This window comes from Sporosarcina sp. P2, from assembly GCF_002743255.1.
In the GTDB taxonomy this organism is placed as follows: domain Bacteria; phylum Bacillota; class Bacilli; order Bacillales_A; family Planococcaceae; genus Sporosarcina.
In genome coordinates this window covers 168,594-186,353 of sequence record NZ_PDYY01000006.1, presented here as the reverse complement: position 1 = coordinate 186,353, position 17,760 = coordinate 168,594, and the positions used below count along the sequence as shown (strand labels likewise).

General features: G+C 39.8%; 15 protein-coding genes and 1 other annotated feature. Of the genes, 7 read left to right on the top strand and 8 right to left on the bottom strand.

Annotated elements, in window-relative coordinates:
- Positions 1–132: 132 nt before the first annotated feature.
- The 5 genes from CSV67_RS08595 to CSV67_RS08575 all read right to left on the bottom strand — a co-directional run bounded on the left by CSV67_RS08595 (position 133) and on the right by CSV67_RS08575 (position 7,478).
- A complete protein-coding gene (locus CSV67_RS08595; protein ID WP_099631181.1) occupies positions 133–816 on the bottom strand; it encodes a C40 family peptidase in 684 nt (227 codons plus the stop codon).
- 184 nt (positions 817–1,000) lie between these two features.
- Positions 1,001–1,630, bottom strand: coding sequence for a YflT domain-containing protein (locus CSV67_RS08590; RefSeq protein WP_158232905.1), 630 nt, complete (start codon positions 1,628–1,630; stop codon positions 1,001–1,003).
- Positions 1,631–1,797: 167 nt separating this feature from the next.
- A complete protein-coding gene (locus tag CSV67_RS08585; RefSeq protein WP_099631179.1) occupies positions 1,798–4,188 on the bottom strand; it encodes an S-layer homology domain-containing protein in 2,391 nt (796 codons plus the stop codon).
- An 18-nt stretch (positions 4,189–4,206) separates the two neighbouring features.
- A complete protein-coding gene (locus tag CSV67_RS08580) occupies positions 4,207–5,658 on the bottom strand; it encodes an S-layer homology domain-containing protein (protein ID WP_099631178.1) in 1,452 nt (483 codons plus the stop codon).
- Between the two features lie 53 nt (positions 5,659–5,711).
- A complete protein-coding gene (locus CSV67_RS08575; RefSeq protein WP_158232904.1) occupies positions 5,712–7,478 on the bottom strand; it encodes a hypothetical protein in 1,767 nt (588 codons plus the stop codon).
- A gap of 112 nt (positions 7,479–7,590) precedes the next feature.
- On the opposite strand from CSV67_RS08575, the gene CSV67_RS08570 reads away from it, so the two are divergent.
- The gene (locus tag CSV67_RS08570) at positions 7,591–8,004 is read left to right on the top strand and encodes a cation transporter dimerization domain-containing protein (protein WP_099631176.1); all 414 of its coding nucleotides are present in this window, start codon (positions 7,591–7,593) and stop codon (positions 8,002–8,004) included.
- A 156-nt stretch (positions 8,005–8,160) separates the two neighbouring features.
- Here the strand turns inward: CSV67_RS08570 and CSV67_RS08565 are convergent, their stop codons facing one another.
- Both CSV67_RS08565 and CSV67_RS08560 read right to left on the bottom strand, forming a co-directional pair.
- The gene (locus tag CSV67_RS08565) at positions 8,161–9,543 is read right to left on the bottom strand and encodes a purine-cytosine permease family protein (RefSeq protein WP_099631175.1); all 1,383 of its coding nucleotides are present in this window, start codon (positions 9,541–9,543) and stop codon (positions 8,161–8,163) included.
- Between the two features lie 70 nt (positions 9,544–9,613).
- On the bottom strand, positions 9,614–10,738 hold the full coding sequence (locus CSV67_RS08560) for a class II histone deacetylase (RefSeq protein ID WP_099631174.1): 1,125 nt from the start codon (positions 10,736–10,738) through the stop codon (positions 9,614–9,616).
- Positions 10,739–11,137: 399 nt separating this feature from the next.
- Between CSV67_RS08560 and CSV67_RS08555 the strand changes: the two genes are divergently transcribed.
- From CSV67_RS08555 to CSV67_RS08545, 3 genes are all read left to right on the top strand, one after another.
- Positions 11,138–11,722, top strand: coding sequence for a TetR/AcrR family transcriptional regulator (locus tag CSV67_RS08555; protein WP_099631173.1), 585 nt, complete (start codon positions 11,138–11,140; stop codon positions 11,720–11,722).
- Positions 11,723–11,809: 87 nt separating this feature from the next.
- Positions 11,810–12,196 (top strand): DMT family transporter, encoded by a 387-nt coding sequence (locus tag CSV67_RS08550; protein WP_099631172.1) that lies wholly within the window; start codon positions 11,810–11,812, stop codon positions 12,194–12,196.
- A complete protein-coding gene (locus tag CSV67_RS08545; protein WP_099631171.1) occupies positions 12,159–12,473 on the top strand; it encodes a DMT family transporter in 315 nt (104 codons plus the stop codon). The genes CSV67_RS08550 and CSV67_RS08545 overlap by 38 nt, the downstream gene beginning before the upstream one ends.
- A gap of 95 nt (positions 12,474–12,568) precedes the next feature.
- Here the strand turns inward: CSV67_RS08545 and sda are convergent, their stop codons facing one another.
- The gene (gene sda, locus CSV67_RS08540) at positions 12,569–12,685 is read right to left on the bottom strand and encodes a sporulation histidine kinase inhibitor Sda (RefSeq protein ID WP_233189617.1); all 117 of its coding nucleotides are present in this window, start codon (positions 12,683–12,685) and stop codon (positions 12,569–12,571) included.
- A gap of 786 nt (positions 12,686–13,471) precedes the next feature.
- Here sda and ilvD point away from each other — a divergent pair.
- From ilvD to ilvN, 3 genes are all read left to right on the top strand, one after another.
- The gene (gene ilvD / locus CSV67_RS08535) at positions 13,472–15,139 is read left to right on the top strand and encodes a dihydroxy-acid dehydratase (protein ID WP_099631169.1); all 1,668 of its coding nucleotides are present in this window, start codon (positions 13,472–13,474) and stop codon (positions 15,137–15,139) included.
- Positions 15,140–15,141: 2 nt separating this feature from the next.
- Positions 15,142–15,392, top strand: a binding site (T-box leader).
- 104 nt (positions 15,393–15,496) lie between these two features.
- Positions 15,497–17,242, top strand: a complete 1,746-nt coding sequence (ilvB, locus tag CSV67_RS08530; protein ID WP_099631168.1) for a biosynthetic-type acetolactate synthase large subunit — start codon at positions 15,497–15,499, stop codon at positions 17,240–17,242.
- Positions 17,239–17,757: an acetolactate synthase small subunit gene (gene ilvN, locus CSV67_RS08525; protein ID WP_083035136.1), complete on the top strand. Its 519-nt coding sequence runs from the start codon at positions 17,239–17,241 to the stop codon at positions 17,755–17,757. The genes ilvB and ilvN overlap by 4 nt, the downstream gene beginning before the upstream one ends.
- The last annotated feature ends 3 nt before the right edge of the window (positions 17,758–17,760 follow it).

Below are 17,760 nucleotides of genomic sequence, written 5' to 3'. Positions count from 1 at the left end.
GTTCCCAAGGGCTCAAAAGTCTATTATCACGTTACGAAACTTTGCGTCATCAATCTTAATTGAACCGCCGTATACCGAACGGTACGTACGGTGGTGTGAGAGGTCGGGAGTTAATCACTCCCTCCTACTCGATTATATTCTTCTGAAACTATTGAATTTAGATTTCCAGTACGGATTGTTTAGGCTGACAACCTCTGACTTCTTGCCACCAGCATGAACAAATTTGTTGTTTCCAACATAGATTCCTACATGGGAAATCCCTTTGCGATATGTGTTGTGGAAGAATACTAGATCTCCAGGTCTTGGGGATTTAATTTTAGACGATTGATTGAATTGCCCAGTTGTTGTTCTAGATACAGACTTACCATTTTTCTTGAATGAATACTGAATGAATCCACTGCAGTCGAATCCTCTAGTTGTAGTGCCGCCGAAACGGTACGGAATTCCGCGCAAGTTCATTGCTGTTTTCACAACACCAGATCCTCCACTTTTAGCACTAGAAGCTGCTGCTACTGCCTTGCCTGTAGATCTCTTTAACAGGGAACTTGAAACATATCCCATTTTACCGTTAATCTTTACTTTATACCACAATTGCTTATCTGCATATTTTTGATGTGTCAGTTGGACACGTGTACCTTTTTTCAATGTAAAGACTCTTCTATGTTTGGTTCCAGCATCTGCTCGAACATTCGCATTATGTACTGTTATGTATGTACCACTCTTAGCTGTCGCTTTACCTGCTGCATCGGCTGTCCCGCCAGTGAATCCGACGAACATGGCGGATGCCATCAAAATTGAACATAAAAACTTTTTCATGAATAATTCTCCTCCGAAACATTATATATCACTCTCTAGCTGCAAGTTATATCTTACACGACAGCTTACAGAGTAAACATTACGTTCATATTAAGAAGAGGTTACAAGAATAGCGTTTTGTAAACAGATTGTAACAAAGCAAAAAAGCCTTCCTGTAGGAAAGGAAGGCCCATCACGAAAGTACTCATTCTCTAGGGAAAGCAGCAGAATCTTCATGCTCGATTTGTTCGGACAATACGGTACGCTCTTCTTTAGAAGTTAAATTATTTGTCTGAATGCTCCCAGCTTGGCTAGTTGACTTCAACACTTCAGGATGTGCAGGGTTTTGCAGTGGTTCATATCCTCCATAAGACGGTTCAGATTCTATATCTTCAATGAATGGAATTGTTGTTTTAGTGGAATCGGTGACAGGTCTAGGCGTATGATTTGATAATCTATCTGTTTGGAACGTCTTGTCTTTCGAATATACACTGAAAGCCCAACCTTCATCTACATATAACATCATGCCACCGTGTTGAACTTCTTCGTAATAGCGGTCTACTTGATCCGTATCCATCCCGATGCCATACATCATTTGTTTAATATGATTTTCACCTGTTAGGAAATCCATAAAGCGATCTTTCCACGTATCATATGCGGAGTACACATCTGCACCTGTTCTACTACGCAGCATAGCTACGTCAGTTTCATTTTTAGCAATTACATAAATATTATCATCGAGATAGCCGGTCACTTTTAATTCTTCTATCTTGCTTAGAAGGTCAGCGTCGTTGTAATACACACCAATAAATGTTTTGCTTATCAGTTCATCCATTATATAGCCTCCTTCTTTATAGTTGCTATATAGCATACCCGTTTATCGTTCTTCAAAAACCTGGTGAACGTTGACAGGGGATTGGTGTATGAAATGTAAAACATAGTGTAAACAAAATACGTCGCTACAGAGTGTAGGAACTCTGCAGCGACGCTTACTTATTATTGTTAAATTTGCACTATTTGCTGGCCGATTTCTTTCCCAGCACTGTCGTATGCTATGAATGTTGCATTGGGATTTAGTAAGAAGTCTTGAATTTCATAAAGCTTTTTATTCAGCATATAAATTCCTTGTCTTCTGTGCGTAAGTTCATAATCCAAATTACCGTCTTGTGAAGAGAAGCGGACGATTACTTTGCTAATAGGACCGCATGCAGTCAACAGTTCGGTGTTCATTCGGATATCGTTATGTTCCAGTTTTACAGAAGGGGACTCGAAAATGGATGCACTCAGTGAGCAAGATTCAATTGGTATGCCACAATTAATTTCTTGTAAAATCGATTGATATACAAGTGGTAATTCAATATTCTCTTTAATAGAGAAGTATTTCCCACCCGTATCCAAGGCTATTTGTTTCAATAGATCAGTATCTACATTCTGTCCAAGTCCAATCGTATAGATTTTGATGCCATGATTTTTGGCATACTCGACTTCTTTTAAAATAGGTGCCTTGGCGGATTTGCCATCGGTCAAAAGTATAAGCGTTTTTGGTTGAACGGTCGTAAATTTATCAAAAGCTACTTTTAGACCAGTAGCAATATTTGTACCGCCACTTTGTTTCACTTTTTCCAAAGACTTGATAACAGGATTTGGTGTACCTTTCTCTAAAAACATTCCGCTAGTAGTGAAATGCGTTGCTATATTGACATCTGCTTGCAGTGTGTCAATGAACTCTTCTGTTTTAGTAACACGCAATCGCTGAGGATCATTACGCTTCATACTGCCCGAAGAATCTATTAGGAAACCGATTTCAGGCTTTTGATTTGTACACGTCTTATCTGCTGATAATGGTGGTGCATACGAAACGGGTGCACTAAATTTTTTCTCTAGTATAGATTGCACTGCACTGTCAGTTACCGACGTGTTTGCTATTGCTGTAACAATGATTTCATTCTTCATTAAAGTAGTGGGGGTAATGAAAGAAGTCGTGGCTTGACCATGACTAAACTTTACGAATGATGATTCAAATGGTAGATGATATAAAGAGTCTATTTTTAAATACCCATTGAAATTCGTAATCTGTGCACCACCTGGACGTGCTAGTGTAGCAGTAATGAAAGTTCTTCCTAAGTCATTATATTTTCCGTCATAAATATCTAACTGAATTTCAGCTCTAGGGACATACGTAATAGTTGCGGTTGCTCTAGGAAGTGAGCAAGATCCTATTTTCGTTATAGGCGTCAAAGTAATCACGTCTACGGTTTGAGTCGTTGTACGGGGCGCAGTCACTTTCACCGTAACTTCTGGGCCATCTGAAATCGCATGTCGATACCAAGGGTTCGCAGCAGCAACTGTAGCAGCCGATTTCACTGCATTTCCATTTTCCGGAAACGCACGATCAGGATCTTCATCTGATTTTTGCGAGTCAACAGGTGTTGGTTCAGGTTTAGGTTCAGGCTCCGGCACCGGCTCGGGTTTAGGCGTGGGCGAAATTAGTGGCTTATCGGGTTGTGGGATAGGTATATCTACCTCAATTGCCGCACCTTCTTTGGAAGTCACTTCAAATTCCATCTCTTGTTCATAAGGAATGAGCTTACCGTTGCAATCCTTAAATGTAAATGTAATGAATGTTTCATCTCGACCATTCGCGGTTAAGGTTGGCTTTTCGATATCCACATCCACTCTTTCAAAAGGCTTGCCGGGATTAACTCCGGGTAGGGAAGGTGGGACTGGGCGCTCGAATTCTAGCTCATCCTCTTCAATGAACAGGGGAGGTTTTGCATATTGTGCATTATCTCTACCTGTTGCGGGTGATGAAAGACCTTGAATATAACGGCCTTGATTAAGGAACATTTGATACATAATATGAACCGCTTCAGCACGCGTAAGATTTCTTTTTGGCGCAAAATCTTGATAATCATTCTTACCTGTTACTCCATTGGCCAGATTATGTGTGTAAAGATAATAGATCGCTTCCTGTGCATACAAATCTTTTCCTTGATACGCGGCGAAAATCTTCGCTGCAAATGATCGCTGTAAAGCCATGTTTCTTGCAGAACCACTGTTAAGCCCGCGTAACGGTAAGTGGTATTTAGCTAGGTAACGATAATTTCCCATCGCCTTATGCTCACCCTTTTTTGAAAGGAATGAATGAGGGGAGTTGAGATCAAAGCGAACGAGCATTGTTACGAGTTGGGCTTCCGTAATGGATTGTTCCGGCTTGAATGTCCCATCTGGATAACCGGATGTTAAGCCGATTTCAGAAGCCCATTGAATAGCATCTTTAGCCCAGTAGCGATCATTTACATCTGTGAAAGGAGTTTTAGCAGAAACTTGTAGTGGCAAAAGGGCACATAGTACAAGTGATAAACTCCATATATAGATAGTGCGTCGATTCAATAGGGTAGAGCTCCTTTCTTATTGGAATAAGATATCATCGCGATAATTTTGCTTTAAGTCATTTTCCAGAAAATCCAGGAAACGGGATGTTAGCAATGCCGCCTGTGCTCTTGTCAGGGGTTGCTTCGGATTGAAGTAGTTCTGTTCGGTCCCTTTTACCAATCCAAGTTCTGTTGCAACATAGACACTATCTTTAGCCCATGCGGAAATCTTATAGTCGTCAACATAATGTGTTTTGAAGCCTGGACTTGGAGCACGACCTTCCATTCCAAGTGCCCGAACGAGAATGGCGATCGCTTGTACACGTGTGATGGGGCTATCAGGTTCGAATAGGTCTGGTGTAACCCCGGTAATGATTCCTTGCTCTACTGCACTTTCGATATACATATAGTCAGGATCTTTTGTGGACAGATCTTTGAAAATTGGAATTCGTGGTACTTTGCTTTTCTTTGGTTCTTCCAGAACACGAAGGTCCACTGCTTTTAAAATGCCGATTGTATATTGATAGCGCTGCATGGGTGTATTCGGGGAGAAGAATTGAGAATTTTCATCGAAAATACCAAGTGAATAAAGCTTTTCAATGGAATCTTTTGCTTTGTGCCGATTTAGATCACGGAATTTAGGCACGATTAAGCGCTCTACCAATGGTAAATTCTTTTTCTGCAATTCCAGTTTTCCTTTACCTGCACCGAAAGGAATGTTATACGTATATTCACTTACCATATCGGAAGAGCTGATTACGGAATGTCCACCTGTAAAGCTCGATATGGAAGGGTCGAATGGTTCGTATACCATGACGCGAGATTTGCTGTCGGAAGCTTTGCTTGTAATGAAAGCAGAACCTTTAGGCGTAACAATCTCTGAATCCATCAACTGCGTTTCAGTAGCCCCCCAGAAGTTTTTATAGCCCATATTACGTCCATTTAAGTGAACGGTAATGATCTCTTCATCTTTAGTTGAGCCATTTACATATTTGTATATCTTCCGGCCAACCATATTGCCTGAATAAAAAGTGGAAGCAGGTAGATTGTCTGCCACCATTCCTTCCGAATACTGATAGTCAGCAAGTGTATACGTATCCTTACTGATAGTTACTTTCTCGGAATAGCTCTTCACTTCAAATTGGGAAGTAGTTTGGCCTTTACCTTCGTGTTCATTAACGTTGGCTACATAGTTTAAGCTTCTAGTAAGTTTTGCATCCTTATACTTCGGATTCTCTTTATCACCGGTTAACGTAAAGCGGTAAGTACGAGTAAGAATATTTTTACTTTCTTTTTCTGTGATACTCGCTTTTCCAGAAAAGGTTATAGGCTCACCTGTCAGGAAAAATACTTCGCTATACTCATATTCGTTCATGACCCCGCCATTTACGTCGATCGGGGTTGCGAATGTTGGTCTAACATGAAGTGAGGTTATGACTAGAAGAAGAGAGAAAAGAGTACATACGCTTATTTTTTTAAAGAACTTCATTAATACAACACCTTCTATTAGGCAGGGAGATGATACTTTCACTGCCTGATTTTTTAATCTACTAGAATAATTTTTCCTTTGACGATACTTTCAGCAAGTATAAATAGTCGGTCATTAATTTCTAAATCACTTGGTTGAATGACTACACCATCCTTGATGAAGGTAGCTTGTTGAATATTCATATCCTTCACTTCGGCTTGATCAGCCCATGCACCGTTCATCCATCTACTTACATTCCGTACACTGATTTTCGTAGGAGTGACCTTTCCTTTTGGTACAGGGTCTAACTTGGATAAACGTCCCACTAACGTAATAGTAGCGAGTGCTTTGTTGCTGTCTGTTAAGTGGATAGCAGTCACTTGATTGTCATCGGAAATATAGAAATATCCGTAATAGTCCATCATGAAGCGCAGGTCCATTTGGGGGATAAGTGTGATAAATTGTTTACTATATTCTTGCACTGCATACGTCTCATTATTAAAATCTACATCTTTTTCTTTCATAGAAGACCAAACATTATTCTTTAGTTCATAAGCATCTGACAGACGTAACTTATAGCCAAGCACTCCAGCAATTTTGCCGAAGTAAATAGACTGATCAGATAAGTTCGGACTGTCTAATCCGTCATTGCTAATATGTACAATGTTTGCGTACTGTGTTTTGATCGGTCCGGATGCCGCAACAAAGGCTGTTCCATAAGCGCCTAATGATTCAGGCGAGACTAAGCGGCCGTTGCGGATCAGAATAGATCCATCGTGATAGCGGAATCGGTGTGAATCCATCAGGCTAATTTCTTTTGTTTTTCCATTAAAGCTTCTCAATGGTTCGTAAAAAGTACGTTCCGCATTTTTTTGTATAATGAGACGTTCTACTTGTTCTTTGCCATGTTTATTTACAGTTGCTAGGTAGACTTTCAGGTTTGCATACTTCCGCAACTGATTATGGGGAACTGGTTTATTTTCAAAGTAAATAGGTGTTTTGGCAGAGTAGTAATAGCTAGAAGTGCTTTTGACATTGTTTTCATACCAGTGCCAGTTTAGAAATTTCGTCTCGTTACGCACGATAATTTTACGATTGATCGGGTCGATTTGATGAAGTGTTCCTTTATATAAGCCTGCAACTTGAACGCCTGGATCTAAAATTTCTAACATTGTAATGTAGTTAGAATTATAGTTGGAGAACTTAATGTTGACACGATCTCCTTCATATAAAGAGCTACTAGTCGTAAGTTTCCCTTTCTTAAAAAACTGAGTTTCTGAATTAATATAGACATTCTTTACACGGCCGTCATCTAATGTAATGGTTAGACCTTTTCGGTTCTTATCCACATACGTGACCATACCGCTATAGGCTTTAGCGTTTGGTTCAATGACCGCACTTGGTGTATCCGTTTTACCATGAAGAGTTTTAAGATGGCGAATTTGTAGATCCGCTTCTATTATCATACCTAACTTAAAAGCATCGATTTTAACAGCGATTGTGTCCACGGATAACCTTGTGTATCGATCGATTGTATAAGTAGCTGCAACTCCTGCATCGTTTTTGATTGTCACACTGCGTAATTCTTTCTTGGTAGTGGCTTTATCTACTACTACATCTTCATAATTAGCCTTGATAAATGTGCCAGTAATCCGTTCGCTTGCTTCCGCTGAGTTTGCTACACTAAATAGGAACCCAATGATAATTGCAATATAGCATGTGAAAATAGCACACCATTTACTATTTACTATTTGTCCCACCTCCAAAAATAATCGTATACATTCTATATCGGTCAATTGGAATAGATGTGAAGAAAAGGACTCATATTCGGGTCTGATCATATAGTTACATAACTGGTTGACTGCACGTTTCATAGTATCGGTTTATTTGTCAAGGTTTTACAGATATGATAGGATACACAGTATAGTTAACAAAAGAAAGGGTCGGTTTACCATGAAAAAAAGACAAATTATTGCTCCGCTAAGTCTATCACTTCTATTATTAGGAGCTTGTAATGCGGATACTGAAAAAGCTACAGATGTGGACAAGGAACAAACCGAACCAACTGAAAATGTTGTGAAAGAGCCTGTAGATAAATCTGAAACAACAACTACTAATGATGAGTTAAAAGAAGAGTTTGAGAAAGAAGAAGGGGTATCAGAAGTAAGTTTAATCATTACTGAAGATGCAGGTGGCTTCGTCTTGCTAGACTTTGAAGTAACGGAAGACATGAAAAAAGAAGATGCTGAAAAGATAAGTAAAAAATACTATGAACGTCTTGAAAAAGAATACCCAGAACATAGCGTTGATATCCAAGCACGCAAAAGCGGAGAAACATTTGTACAAGAAACAAAAGCAACTAAATAATGAAAGAAAAAATACCGTCCTTACTGTAGGACGGTATTTTTTATGAAACAAACAATCTGCAGGGAATGGTCTCTGCAGGTTGCTTGTTTGGTAATTAACATTCGACACGATATCTATTCATCAGTAAACATTTAATACTATTCAGATAGTTACCCTCTACTCAGCTGGATTCGCTACACGAATAGATGAAACTTCTTTACTAGAATAGCGATTACTAATTTTTGCAACAGAAATGTAGAATGTGAAAGCAACGATGATACCAACAATCCAGGCGATATCTAAACCGTTCATAGCCTTAGAAAGTGATCCTTGATATATTTCTGTATTGATAAAAGGGACTTGACATACTATTGTTAATAAATAGATTCCCATTGTTTTGTTATTCAGCCTACCGAATTGTCCGTCCTTCTTCATAAATTCTTCATGGTGAAAGCGTCTTTTCAACACATAGAAATCTGTTAAATTGATAACACTCCAGGGAATGATAAAGAATAAAACGAAACCTAGATAAATTTGAAAGTTAGACATAAAGTTACCTGCACCTGCCGTGGCGGCAAAGGCAATAATAATTCCGATAACGATGGAGGTGAGGATACGTAAACGTGCGGAAGTCCGAAAAGCCCAAAAATTGTTGGCGATTGATAACACGATAATACCCGCGCCATAGATATTTAAAGAATTAATGATTAAAACACCTAATGACAGTAAAATGACGATGACATATCCTGTTGCACCCATGTCTTTAATTTCTGCCATGACATTGCCGTTGACAACCATTGTTGCAATCGCTGCACCGATTAACATCAACCAGGCAGAGCTCAGAAAGCTACCGCCCGCTGTATAGAAGAATGTTTTACGGGCTTCTTCAGAACGCATGAATCGAGAGTGATCAGATACATATGGGCCATATGTAATCTGCCACGTTACACAAATGGAAGTCGCTAGGATGAAAAGTGTCCAATTAAATGTACCTTGACTCAATAAATCCATCGACAATTGACTCATAACTATTACTGAAAGCACTACAAAAATAATTGTATATACGATTGTGTAAAGTTTCATATACTTCTGAATAATGTTTTGCCCGTAAATAGCTAGTAAAACCATGGGAATCAAACTGAAAAGGACAGTAACATTGATATTAAATCCAAGTGTTTCTTGTATACCCTGTGCTACTAAGATGGTATTCATCGCGCCATAGCCGAAATACATCGTCAGAATAATTAACATAGGTAAAATAACACCAAAATAACCAAACTGTGCGCGGCTTTGCAAGACTTGGGGAATACCTAATTTCGGACCTTGCGCGGAGTGCAGTCCCATAATTACGGAACCAATTGCATGACCTAATAGAATTGCCAGCGCTGCCCACCAGAAACTAAGTCCGATCATGACAGCGAGTGCCCCTGTTACTAGCGTCGTGGATACAGTACTTGCGGCAAACCAAGTAAAGAACAATTCTCTCGGATTACCTTTCCTCTCACTTTCAGGGATAAATTCAAATCCTACTTGTTCAATTGACTGTTGTTTTGTACCCATTTAAACGCCTCCTTAATATAGTAAAAAAGGGAAGGGACCCTCGTTAGTAACCAATGTAATATGACCTTTCCTATTTCCTGATTACCGGACGTAATGTTTGCCAAAACTCTTGCTGTATTCCTATAATGTCGTCAATAGCCTCTTTTTGATTGGAATAAAGTTTGTCAGGATATCCCTGCGCACCTGCTGTGTAAGGATCAGTTACGTCTGTAGCCAACCCGCTCAAGCGCTCAATAATTTTTAGTGTGCAAAATGGTACATATGCATTGCTGTATCCTCCCTCGTGGCATAAGATAATTTTACCCCCACAATGGGCATCTGCAATACGTAGCATGATATCGGTCAATTTTCCAAAACCTTCGGCGGTCATCATCATACGGCCGAGTGGATCGAACATGCCAGGATCCTGTCCTGCTGAAATAATAATCAGTTCGGGTTGGAATTCTGCTGCAATTGGTTCAATGATTGTTTCAAAGGCATGAATATATCCTGCATCACCTGTCCCAGGAGGCAATGGAATATTGACATTGTAACCGCGAGCCTCTCCAATACCGACATCTTCTTTATAACCAGTATTACTAGGGAAGCTCAAGTCTTGGTGGATAGACAGGAACAAGACATTCGAATCATCATAAAATGCCTGCTCAGTACCATTACCATGATGCACATCCCAGTCTAGAACGAGGACACGTTTTAACCCGTATTTTTTTCGTGCGTATTTTGCGGCAATCGCGACATTATTAAAAATGCAGAATCCAATACCTTTATCACGTTCAGCATGGTGACCTGGTGGACGAGTCATCGCGTAGACATTATCCACTTCGCCTTCCATGACAGCATCGACTGCCCGAAGCGCGCCACCGGTAGATAAAAGCGCGATTTCATAAGACCCTCTTCCTACAATGGCATGATCGCCTGCATCGCCACCTGTCGTATCACTGAGTAGCTTTACCTTTTCCACATATTCGGCTGTGTGAAATAATTCAATTTCTTCTTTAGTAGCAGAACGAGGTTCGATCTGTTTCAGTTTTTTCATTAGTCCGCAACGTGCGAGTAAGTTATTTACACGCCTTTTAGTTTCTGGATGTTCGACAAATACGTCTGTCTGCATATAGCCGCCTGATGGTAAGTAGAGCGTTCCGCTTCCATTGTCGTGCCAAAAATAACTTTCATCAAAAATATAACCTGTTTTCATAGATATCCCTCCAGATAGAAATGATATTGTGATTGAGTGAAAAAATGAATGAATATCAGTCACACAGTATTATAGTCGGGTTGTAGTAAGCGTTTTCATTGCTTGATAAAATAAAGCGCTTACTGATAGTAAAACTATAGGCAGTAAAACGATATATTTGAAAGGACTATAAAATGTGACATATTCGTGACGCTCAATCTCTTGTTTACTCACAATAAATGAATATGAGTCATATGTCAAGTGTATTTCGGTGAAAAATCTGAATTATTATTTAATGGTCAAGTGAAATTATATATTTAATTTTGAATGTAAGAAAGGTAAGGAATTCATCACGGATTGTCAGAAAAGTATGCTTGCGATACAATAATAGAATCTATAGATAGAGAGTAGGGAATTCATTTGGGAAAAAAAACGGCTATTATACATTCAGCTATAGAAGTGTTTCAGGAACAAGGAATTGAAAAGACCAAAATTTCCGATATTGTGAAACGTGCAGGGATTGCGCAAGGCACATTTTATTTGTACTTTCCTTCAAAATTATCTTTAATGCCTGCGATTGCTGAGGTAATGGTGGCAAAAACGATGGATATCGTCAAACTCACTGTCGATGACAATGCGTCGTATGCCAAACAGTTTGAACAGATGGTAGATGCAATATATAAAGTGAACAAAGAGTATTACGAAATATTAGCCGTTATATATTCCGGTCTAGCTTCAACCGAGCATATTCGTGAGTGGGAATCGGTATACGCGCCATTCTATGAATGGATCAGTGAAAAACTTGATACAGCAAAAAAAGCAGGTGCAATTCGCCAATCGATCAAACCTGACCGGACAGCGAAGATTATTATCGGTTTAATCGAATCGACGGCTGAGCAAGTATTTCTTTATGCCCATCATGATGAAAATGAAGCGGATAGACAGAAAGAAGAAGTCCTCGATTTCATGTCTCATGCACTGCAATTTCAAACAGTGAAAGGTTAACATAGCAAAATGTTAGCCTTTGTGATAAAATGAATGACAATCAGTCAAACGATTTAAATTAAATTAAATTAAATTGGAGCGGATAGTATGAATAAAGCATGGCTATATGTTGCGTTAACTAGCTTTTTTGAATTAGTGTGGATCTTTGGCTTTAATACTGCGACTCACTGGTGGCATTGGATATTGATCATAGGCTTTATATTTGTGGATTTTCATTTCCTCACGAAAGCATGTGAAGGTTTACCAACGGGAACGGTCTATGCCGTATTCGCCGGAATTGGAACAATGGGTACTACTTTGATGGACGTCCTGTTCTTTGGTGAACATATTAGTATAGAGAAGATCCTTTTCATCTTCATTCTAGTTATGGGTGTAGCGGGATTAAAGGTAGCGGATGGACTGGATGAAAAGAAAGCGCTGAGGGGAGTGGAAAGCGATGGGTTGGGTTCTAGTGTTTTTGGCAGCACTAAGTGAGTTTGCTGGTGTCATAGGGCTAAAAAAATTTAGTGAAAATAAAACATGGTTTAACGGCTTACTATACTATGGTGGATTCGGTATAGCATTCTTCTTTCTATATAACTCCTTTAAGTATTTGCAAGTCAGTACAGCGTATGCTGTGTGGATTGGTGTAGGAACAGCAGGTGCCGTACTCATCAATATGCTATTCTTTGGTGAATCGAAGAGTACAGGTAGAGTTGTGAGTCTCATACTCATCGTCATCGGGGTAGTTGGACTCAAAGCGTTATCATAAAATATATCTTCTTTAATAGAAGGAGATGTACATATAGAATGGAAAACGGACATGCCTATGTTAAAAGGCATGTCCGTTTTATTGTATCCGAAAGATCAGCTACTGAGTATTATCGATTCCAAGGCACGTTTACGTATCTCGCGTTCTAACATTTGGATGAACTCCACATTTAGATGATGCTTTTGCGCCTGTTGGTAGGAATACAGTAACATTTGATCTGATAAATGCAACACAGTAGAACCGCCTCCTTTAGGATGAATTGATTGTAATCAGTCTGCATGTTTCTCTCTAGATGTTATTTCTTACTTTACCAAACTTTCACAAAAAGAACAAGCGTTCTAACTGTCCACAGTACTAGTGGGTAAGCTGTGGGTAATATGTGAATGGTTTACATAAACTGCTAAGATACGCGGTGTATAATGTGTATAGAGTTATAAACAAAATGTAAATGTCGAATACTGTCGAGCGAAACTTGTCATAGAACTACTAATACCCTACATATTCAATGAATAAGTATCCACTCTTTGAATAAGAATAGTAGAGTATTGGTTAAAATCTACAACAATTGATCAATGAATAGATAAGTTCATTTGAATTAAACAGGGCAATAAATCTACTTTAACTATGCGAAATAAAAGGATAAAGATAGAATCTCTATAGAAGGTACAAGCACGGATATCTGTTTGTAGGGTAAAGATATTACCTGTCCCTTCTTTATATTTAATAAAAGAGACAAGGTCGAATCAAAAAAAATTAGAAATTTCGATATGCAATATATCGCTATATAAAGGGTGTGTAAGCGTATTCAGACGTTTTAAATTAGTCACAATTAATTAAAAACTTTAAAAATACGGTTGACCTTTATTCATATACAAGATATGATTACAGCAATCTAGTTCATAGCGGTGAATGTTTCACTGGCTGTTCAGAATATTCAACTGAATGCAATTAATGTAATTAGCAATTGATTCGTTCAATTAGTTTAGGAGAGATTGCAAATGAGAAGTGACATGATTAAAAAAGGAATCGATCGTGCACCACATCGTAGCTTACTATATGCAGCTGGTGTTAAAACGAAAGATATGAACAAACCATTTATCGGAGTGTGTAACTCTTATATAGATATCATTCCGGGACATATGCATTTAAACAAATTTGCGGAAGTAGTTAAAGAAGCCATTTGGGAAGCGGGCGGCGTACCGTTTGAATTTAATACAATTGGTGTAGATGATGGAATCGCCATGGGGCATATTGGTATGCGTTACTCATTACCAAGTCGTGAGCTAATTGCAGACTCGGCAGAAACAGTCATTAATGCGCACTGGTTTGACGGAGTCTTCTATATACCTAACTGTGACAAAATTACGCCAGGCATGTTGATGGCAGCTGTTCGCACAAACGTCCCTTCAGTATTCGTTTCCGGAGGACCAATGGAAGCAGGTGTTTCCGCGACAGGCGAGACACTTTCACTAACTTCCGTGTTCGAAGGTGTTGGAGCGTACAAGAGTGGGAACATGACAGCAGAAGCGTTGCTCGACATTGAACAAAATGCATGTCCATCATGTGGATCATGTTCAGGAATGTTCACTGCGAACTCTATGAACTCTCTAATGGAAATGCTCGGTATGGCTCTTCCAGGGAATGCGACAATCCTTGCAACTTCAAACGAACGTCATGTACTAATCAAAGATGCAGTGAAACATTTGATGAATTGTATCGAAAAAGATATTAAACCAAGAGACATCATCACAAAAGAAACAATCGACGATGCATTCGCACTCGATATGGCAATGGGTGGTTCGACTAATACAGTTCTTCACACATTGGCGATTGCGCACGAAGCAGAAATTGATTACAACATCGAGGATGTAAATGATGTAGCTAAACGAGTACCTTACTTATCCAAGATCATGCCAGCATCTGATTATTCTATGCACGACATTCATCTAGCCGGTGGTGTGAGTGCAATTATCAATGAATTGTGTAAAATCGATGGAGCGATCCACAAAGATCGTATTACAATCACTGGTAAAACCATTTCAGAAGATGTTGCAGGACATGAAATTACAAATACTGATGTCATTCGAACGAAAGACGATCCATATAGTCCAGTAGGTGGTCTATCTATTCTATTTGGTAATATCGCTCCTGAAGGTTCCGTCATTAAAGTTGGGGCAGTGGATCCCTCTATCAAGGAATTCAGAGGCGAAGCGATTGTCTTTAACTCACAAGAAGAAGCCCAAGAAAATATTGATAATGACACTGTTAAAGCAGGCCATGTGGTCGTCATTCGATATGAAGGTCCTAAAGGCGGACCTGGAATGCCAGAAATGCTAGCACCGACCTCAGCAATTATGGGGAAAGGGCTTGGTAAAGAAGTTGCATTAATCACGGATGGTCGTTTCTCTGGAGCATCACGAGGTATCTCTATTGGACATATCTCACCAGAAGCGGCATCCGGTGGACCGATTGCTCTTGTAGAGAACGGGGATATTATAGAAATTGATCTGACAAACCGTACAATTGAACTTAAAGTGTCTGATGAAGTTCTTGCAGAACGGCGCCATGCACTGAAACCGTTCGAACCTAAAATTAAAAAAGGATATCTTGCTAGATATTCTCAGCTAGTCACTTCAGCAAGTACTGGCGGAGTCATGAAAATTTAATAGACAAAACGTTGATGAGGTTAAAGTAGATAGAAATCGTATTCACAGAGAGCCGGCGGTGCTGCGAGCCGGCAATACAACTATTTGCGACATCCCCTCGGAGTGGATTGCTAAAAGGTATACCGATTAGGCAGTCCCGGGCTTGATATTCGGGCTCGTTAACAATGAGAAAGTACGGCCTTGGCTTGCTTTTTCATAAGGTGACAAATGTCACGAACTAGGGTGGTACCATGAAAGCTTTTTCATCCCTATGTAAAGAGAGAAGAATTCTTTGCGTGGGATGAAAAGGTTTTTTTTTAGGAGAAAATGTCACTGGTCAACATAAATATAGGTGAAAATTGTAAGGAGGAGTTCAGTATGAGTGCTGAAGTACAAGAAAAACAGACCGCATCTACGCCAAAGGAACAAACTAAGAATAAATTTGCAGATGGTTCTGCAATCTTGATTCAATCTCTTAAAGAACAGAACGTAGAAGTGATCTTTGGATATCCTGGAGGAGCTGTTCTCCCTATCTATGATGCGCTATATAACGACCCGATTCCACATGTATTAGCACGTCACGAGCAAGGCGCAATCCACGCAGCAGAAGGATATGCAAGAGTATCCGGCAAAACAGGGGTGGTCATTGCCACATCTGGTCCTGGTGCAACGAACTTAGTAACGGGAATTACGGATGCTATGATGGACTCCCTTCCACTAGTAGTTATTACGGGCCAAGTAGCTAGTACTGTTATTGGGTCGGATGCTTTCCAGGAAGCGGATATCATAGGGATTACTCAACCTATTACAAAACATAATTATCAAGTGCAAAGTGTAGCGGACATTCCACGTATTATGCGTGAAGCTTTCCATATTGCTTCTACCGGAAGACCGGGACCAGTCGTTGTTGACGTACCTAAAAATGTCGCAACAGATATCTTTGTTCCTGTCGAAAAAGAGAATAAAGAAGTGAATTTACCTGGTTATCAGCCGACTACCACACCAAATTATCTGCAAATTCAAAAAGCTTCGAAAGCTATCTCTGGTGCGAAAAAGCCTATGATTCTTGCAGGTGCAGGTGTACTCCATGCAGGAGGAACAGCTGAGCTGAAAGAGCTTGTCGAAACGCATCGTATTCCAATCGTCAATACATTACTTGGCTTAGGTACAATTCATGGAGAACATGAACTATTCTACGGAATGGCTGGCATGCACGGTACAGCAACTGCCAACTACGCACTAAGCGAATGTGATTTATTACTCAATGTTGGTGCTCGTTTTGATGACCGTTTAACAGGTAACTTGGATGCATTCTTGCCAAATGCTCGTGTCATTCATATTGACATCGACCCGGCAGAGATTGGTAAAAACGTTGTGACTGAAATTCCTATCGTAGCGGATGCGAAAGAAGCTTTAACAGCATTACTAAAGGCAGATTTCAAATCACCGGATACAGTAGAATGGATTGGCTATTTGAATGATTTAGCAGACAAATATCCGCTTTGGTATGAAACGGATGAGGAAGCTTTATTACCTCAACAAGCACTTGAGATCATACATCGTATTACAAATGGTGATGCAATTGTTACGACGGATGTTGGACAGCACCAAATGTGGACTGCTCAATATTATCGTTTCAATAATCCCGATAACTGGGTAACTTCAGGCGGATTGGGAACAATGGGCTTCGGCTTCCCAGCAGCAATCGGTGCACAACTTGCAAGACCAAAAGAACGTGTAGTTGCCATTGTTGGAGACGCAGGTTTCCAAATGACAGCACAAGAGCTTTCACTTCTTCAAGAGATGCGCATTCCTGTAAAAGTGATTATTTTAAATAACGGAGCACTTGGTATGGTACGGCAGTGGCAAGAGACATTCTATGAAGAACGCTACTCACAGTCACTTGTCCCTGTACAACCAGACTTTATTAAATTGGCGGAAGCATATGACCTAAAAGGATATCGCATTCACAATTTAGAAGAAGCTGAAAAAGTATTTAAAGAAGCGCTATTATCTGACGAGCCAGTGCTGATCGATTGCCGGGTCAAACAACGTGAAAACGTCTATCCGATGGTTGCGCCAGGTAAAGGATTACAAGACATGATTGGAGTGAGTCCTCAGTGAAACGAATTATTACAGTAACAGTAATTAATCAGAGCGGTGTATTAAACCGTGTAACGGGACTGCTGATGAAGCGTCAATTCAATATCGAAAGTATTACCGTTGGTGCTACAGAACAGCCGAACAGATCCAAGATGACATTCCAAGTTCACGTAGAAGATGAAAACAAAATTGAACAACTTGTAAAACAGCTGCAAAAGCAGATTGATGTTATTACAGTGAAAGATATAACAGACAAAGCAATCGTGTTACGTGAGTTAGCGCTAGTAAAGGTAATCTCACCACCACAGATTCGCTCTGAAATGAATAGTATTGTGGAACCTTTCCGTCCGACTATAGTCGATTCCGGAAAGAATGTAGTAACGTACCAAGTAACGGGTGACCCAGATAAAATCGAAGCGTTTATCGATTTGCTGAAACCATATGGCATCAAAGAATTAACACGAACTGGCGCAACCGGCTTTGCCCGCGATATGCAAAAAGTTCAAGCACCACAGCTGTCGATTTTAAAACAATAACAC

What these genes read in the sequence shown, in the direction of transcription:
- CSV67_RS08595 (WP_099631181.1), bottom strand. Translation starts at nt 816, where the DNA reads ATGAAAAAGTTTTTATGTTCAATTTTGATGGCATCCGCCATGTTCGTC.
- CSV67_RS08590 (WP_158232905.1), bottom strand. Translation starts at nt 1,630, where the DNA reads ATGGATGAACTGATAAGCAAAACATTTATTGGTGTGTATTACAACGAC.
- CSV67_RS08580 (WP_099631178.1), bottom strand. Translation starts at nt 5,658, where the DNA reads ATGAAGTTCTTTAAAAAAATAAGCGTATGTACTCTTTTCTCTCTTCTT.
- CSV67_RS08575 (WP_158232904.1), bottom strand. Translation starts at nt 7,478, where the DNA reads ATGATCAGACCCGAATATGAGTCCTTTTCTTCACATCTATTCCAATTG.
- CSV67_RS08570 (WP_099631176.1), top strand. Translation starts at nt 7,591, where the DNA reads ATGAAAAAAAGACAAATTATTGCTCCGCTAAGTCTATCACTTCTATTA.
- CSV67_RS08565 (WP_099631175.1), bottom strand. Translation starts at nt 9,543, where the DNA reads ATGGGTACAAAACAACAGTCAATTGAACAAGTAGGATTTGAATTTATC.
- CSV67_RS08560 (WP_099631174.1), bottom strand. Translation starts at nt 10,738, where the DNA reads ATGAAAACAGGTTATATTTTTGATGAAAGTTATTTTTGGCACGACAAT.
- CSV67_RS08550 (WP_099631172.1), top strand. Translation starts at nt 11,810, where the DNA reads ATGAATAAAGCATGGCTATATGTTGCGTTAACTAGCTTTTTTGAATTA.
- CSV67_RS08545 (WP_099631171.1), top strand. Translation starts at nt 12,159, where the DNA reads ATGGGTTGGGTTCTAGTGTTTTTGGCAGCACTAAGTGAGTTTGCTGGT.
- sda (WP_233189617.1), bottom strand. Translation starts at nt 12,685, where the DNA reads ATGTTACTGTATTCCTACCAACAGGCGCAAAAGCATCATCTAAATGTG.
- ilvD (WP_099631169.1), top strand. Translation starts at nt 13,472, where the DNA reads ATGAGAAGTGACATGATTAAAAAAGGAATCGATCGTGCACCACATCGT.
- ilvB (WP_099631168.1), top strand. Translation starts at nt 15,497, where the DNA reads ATGAGTGCTGAAGTACAAGAAAAACAGACCGCATCTACGCCAAAGGAA.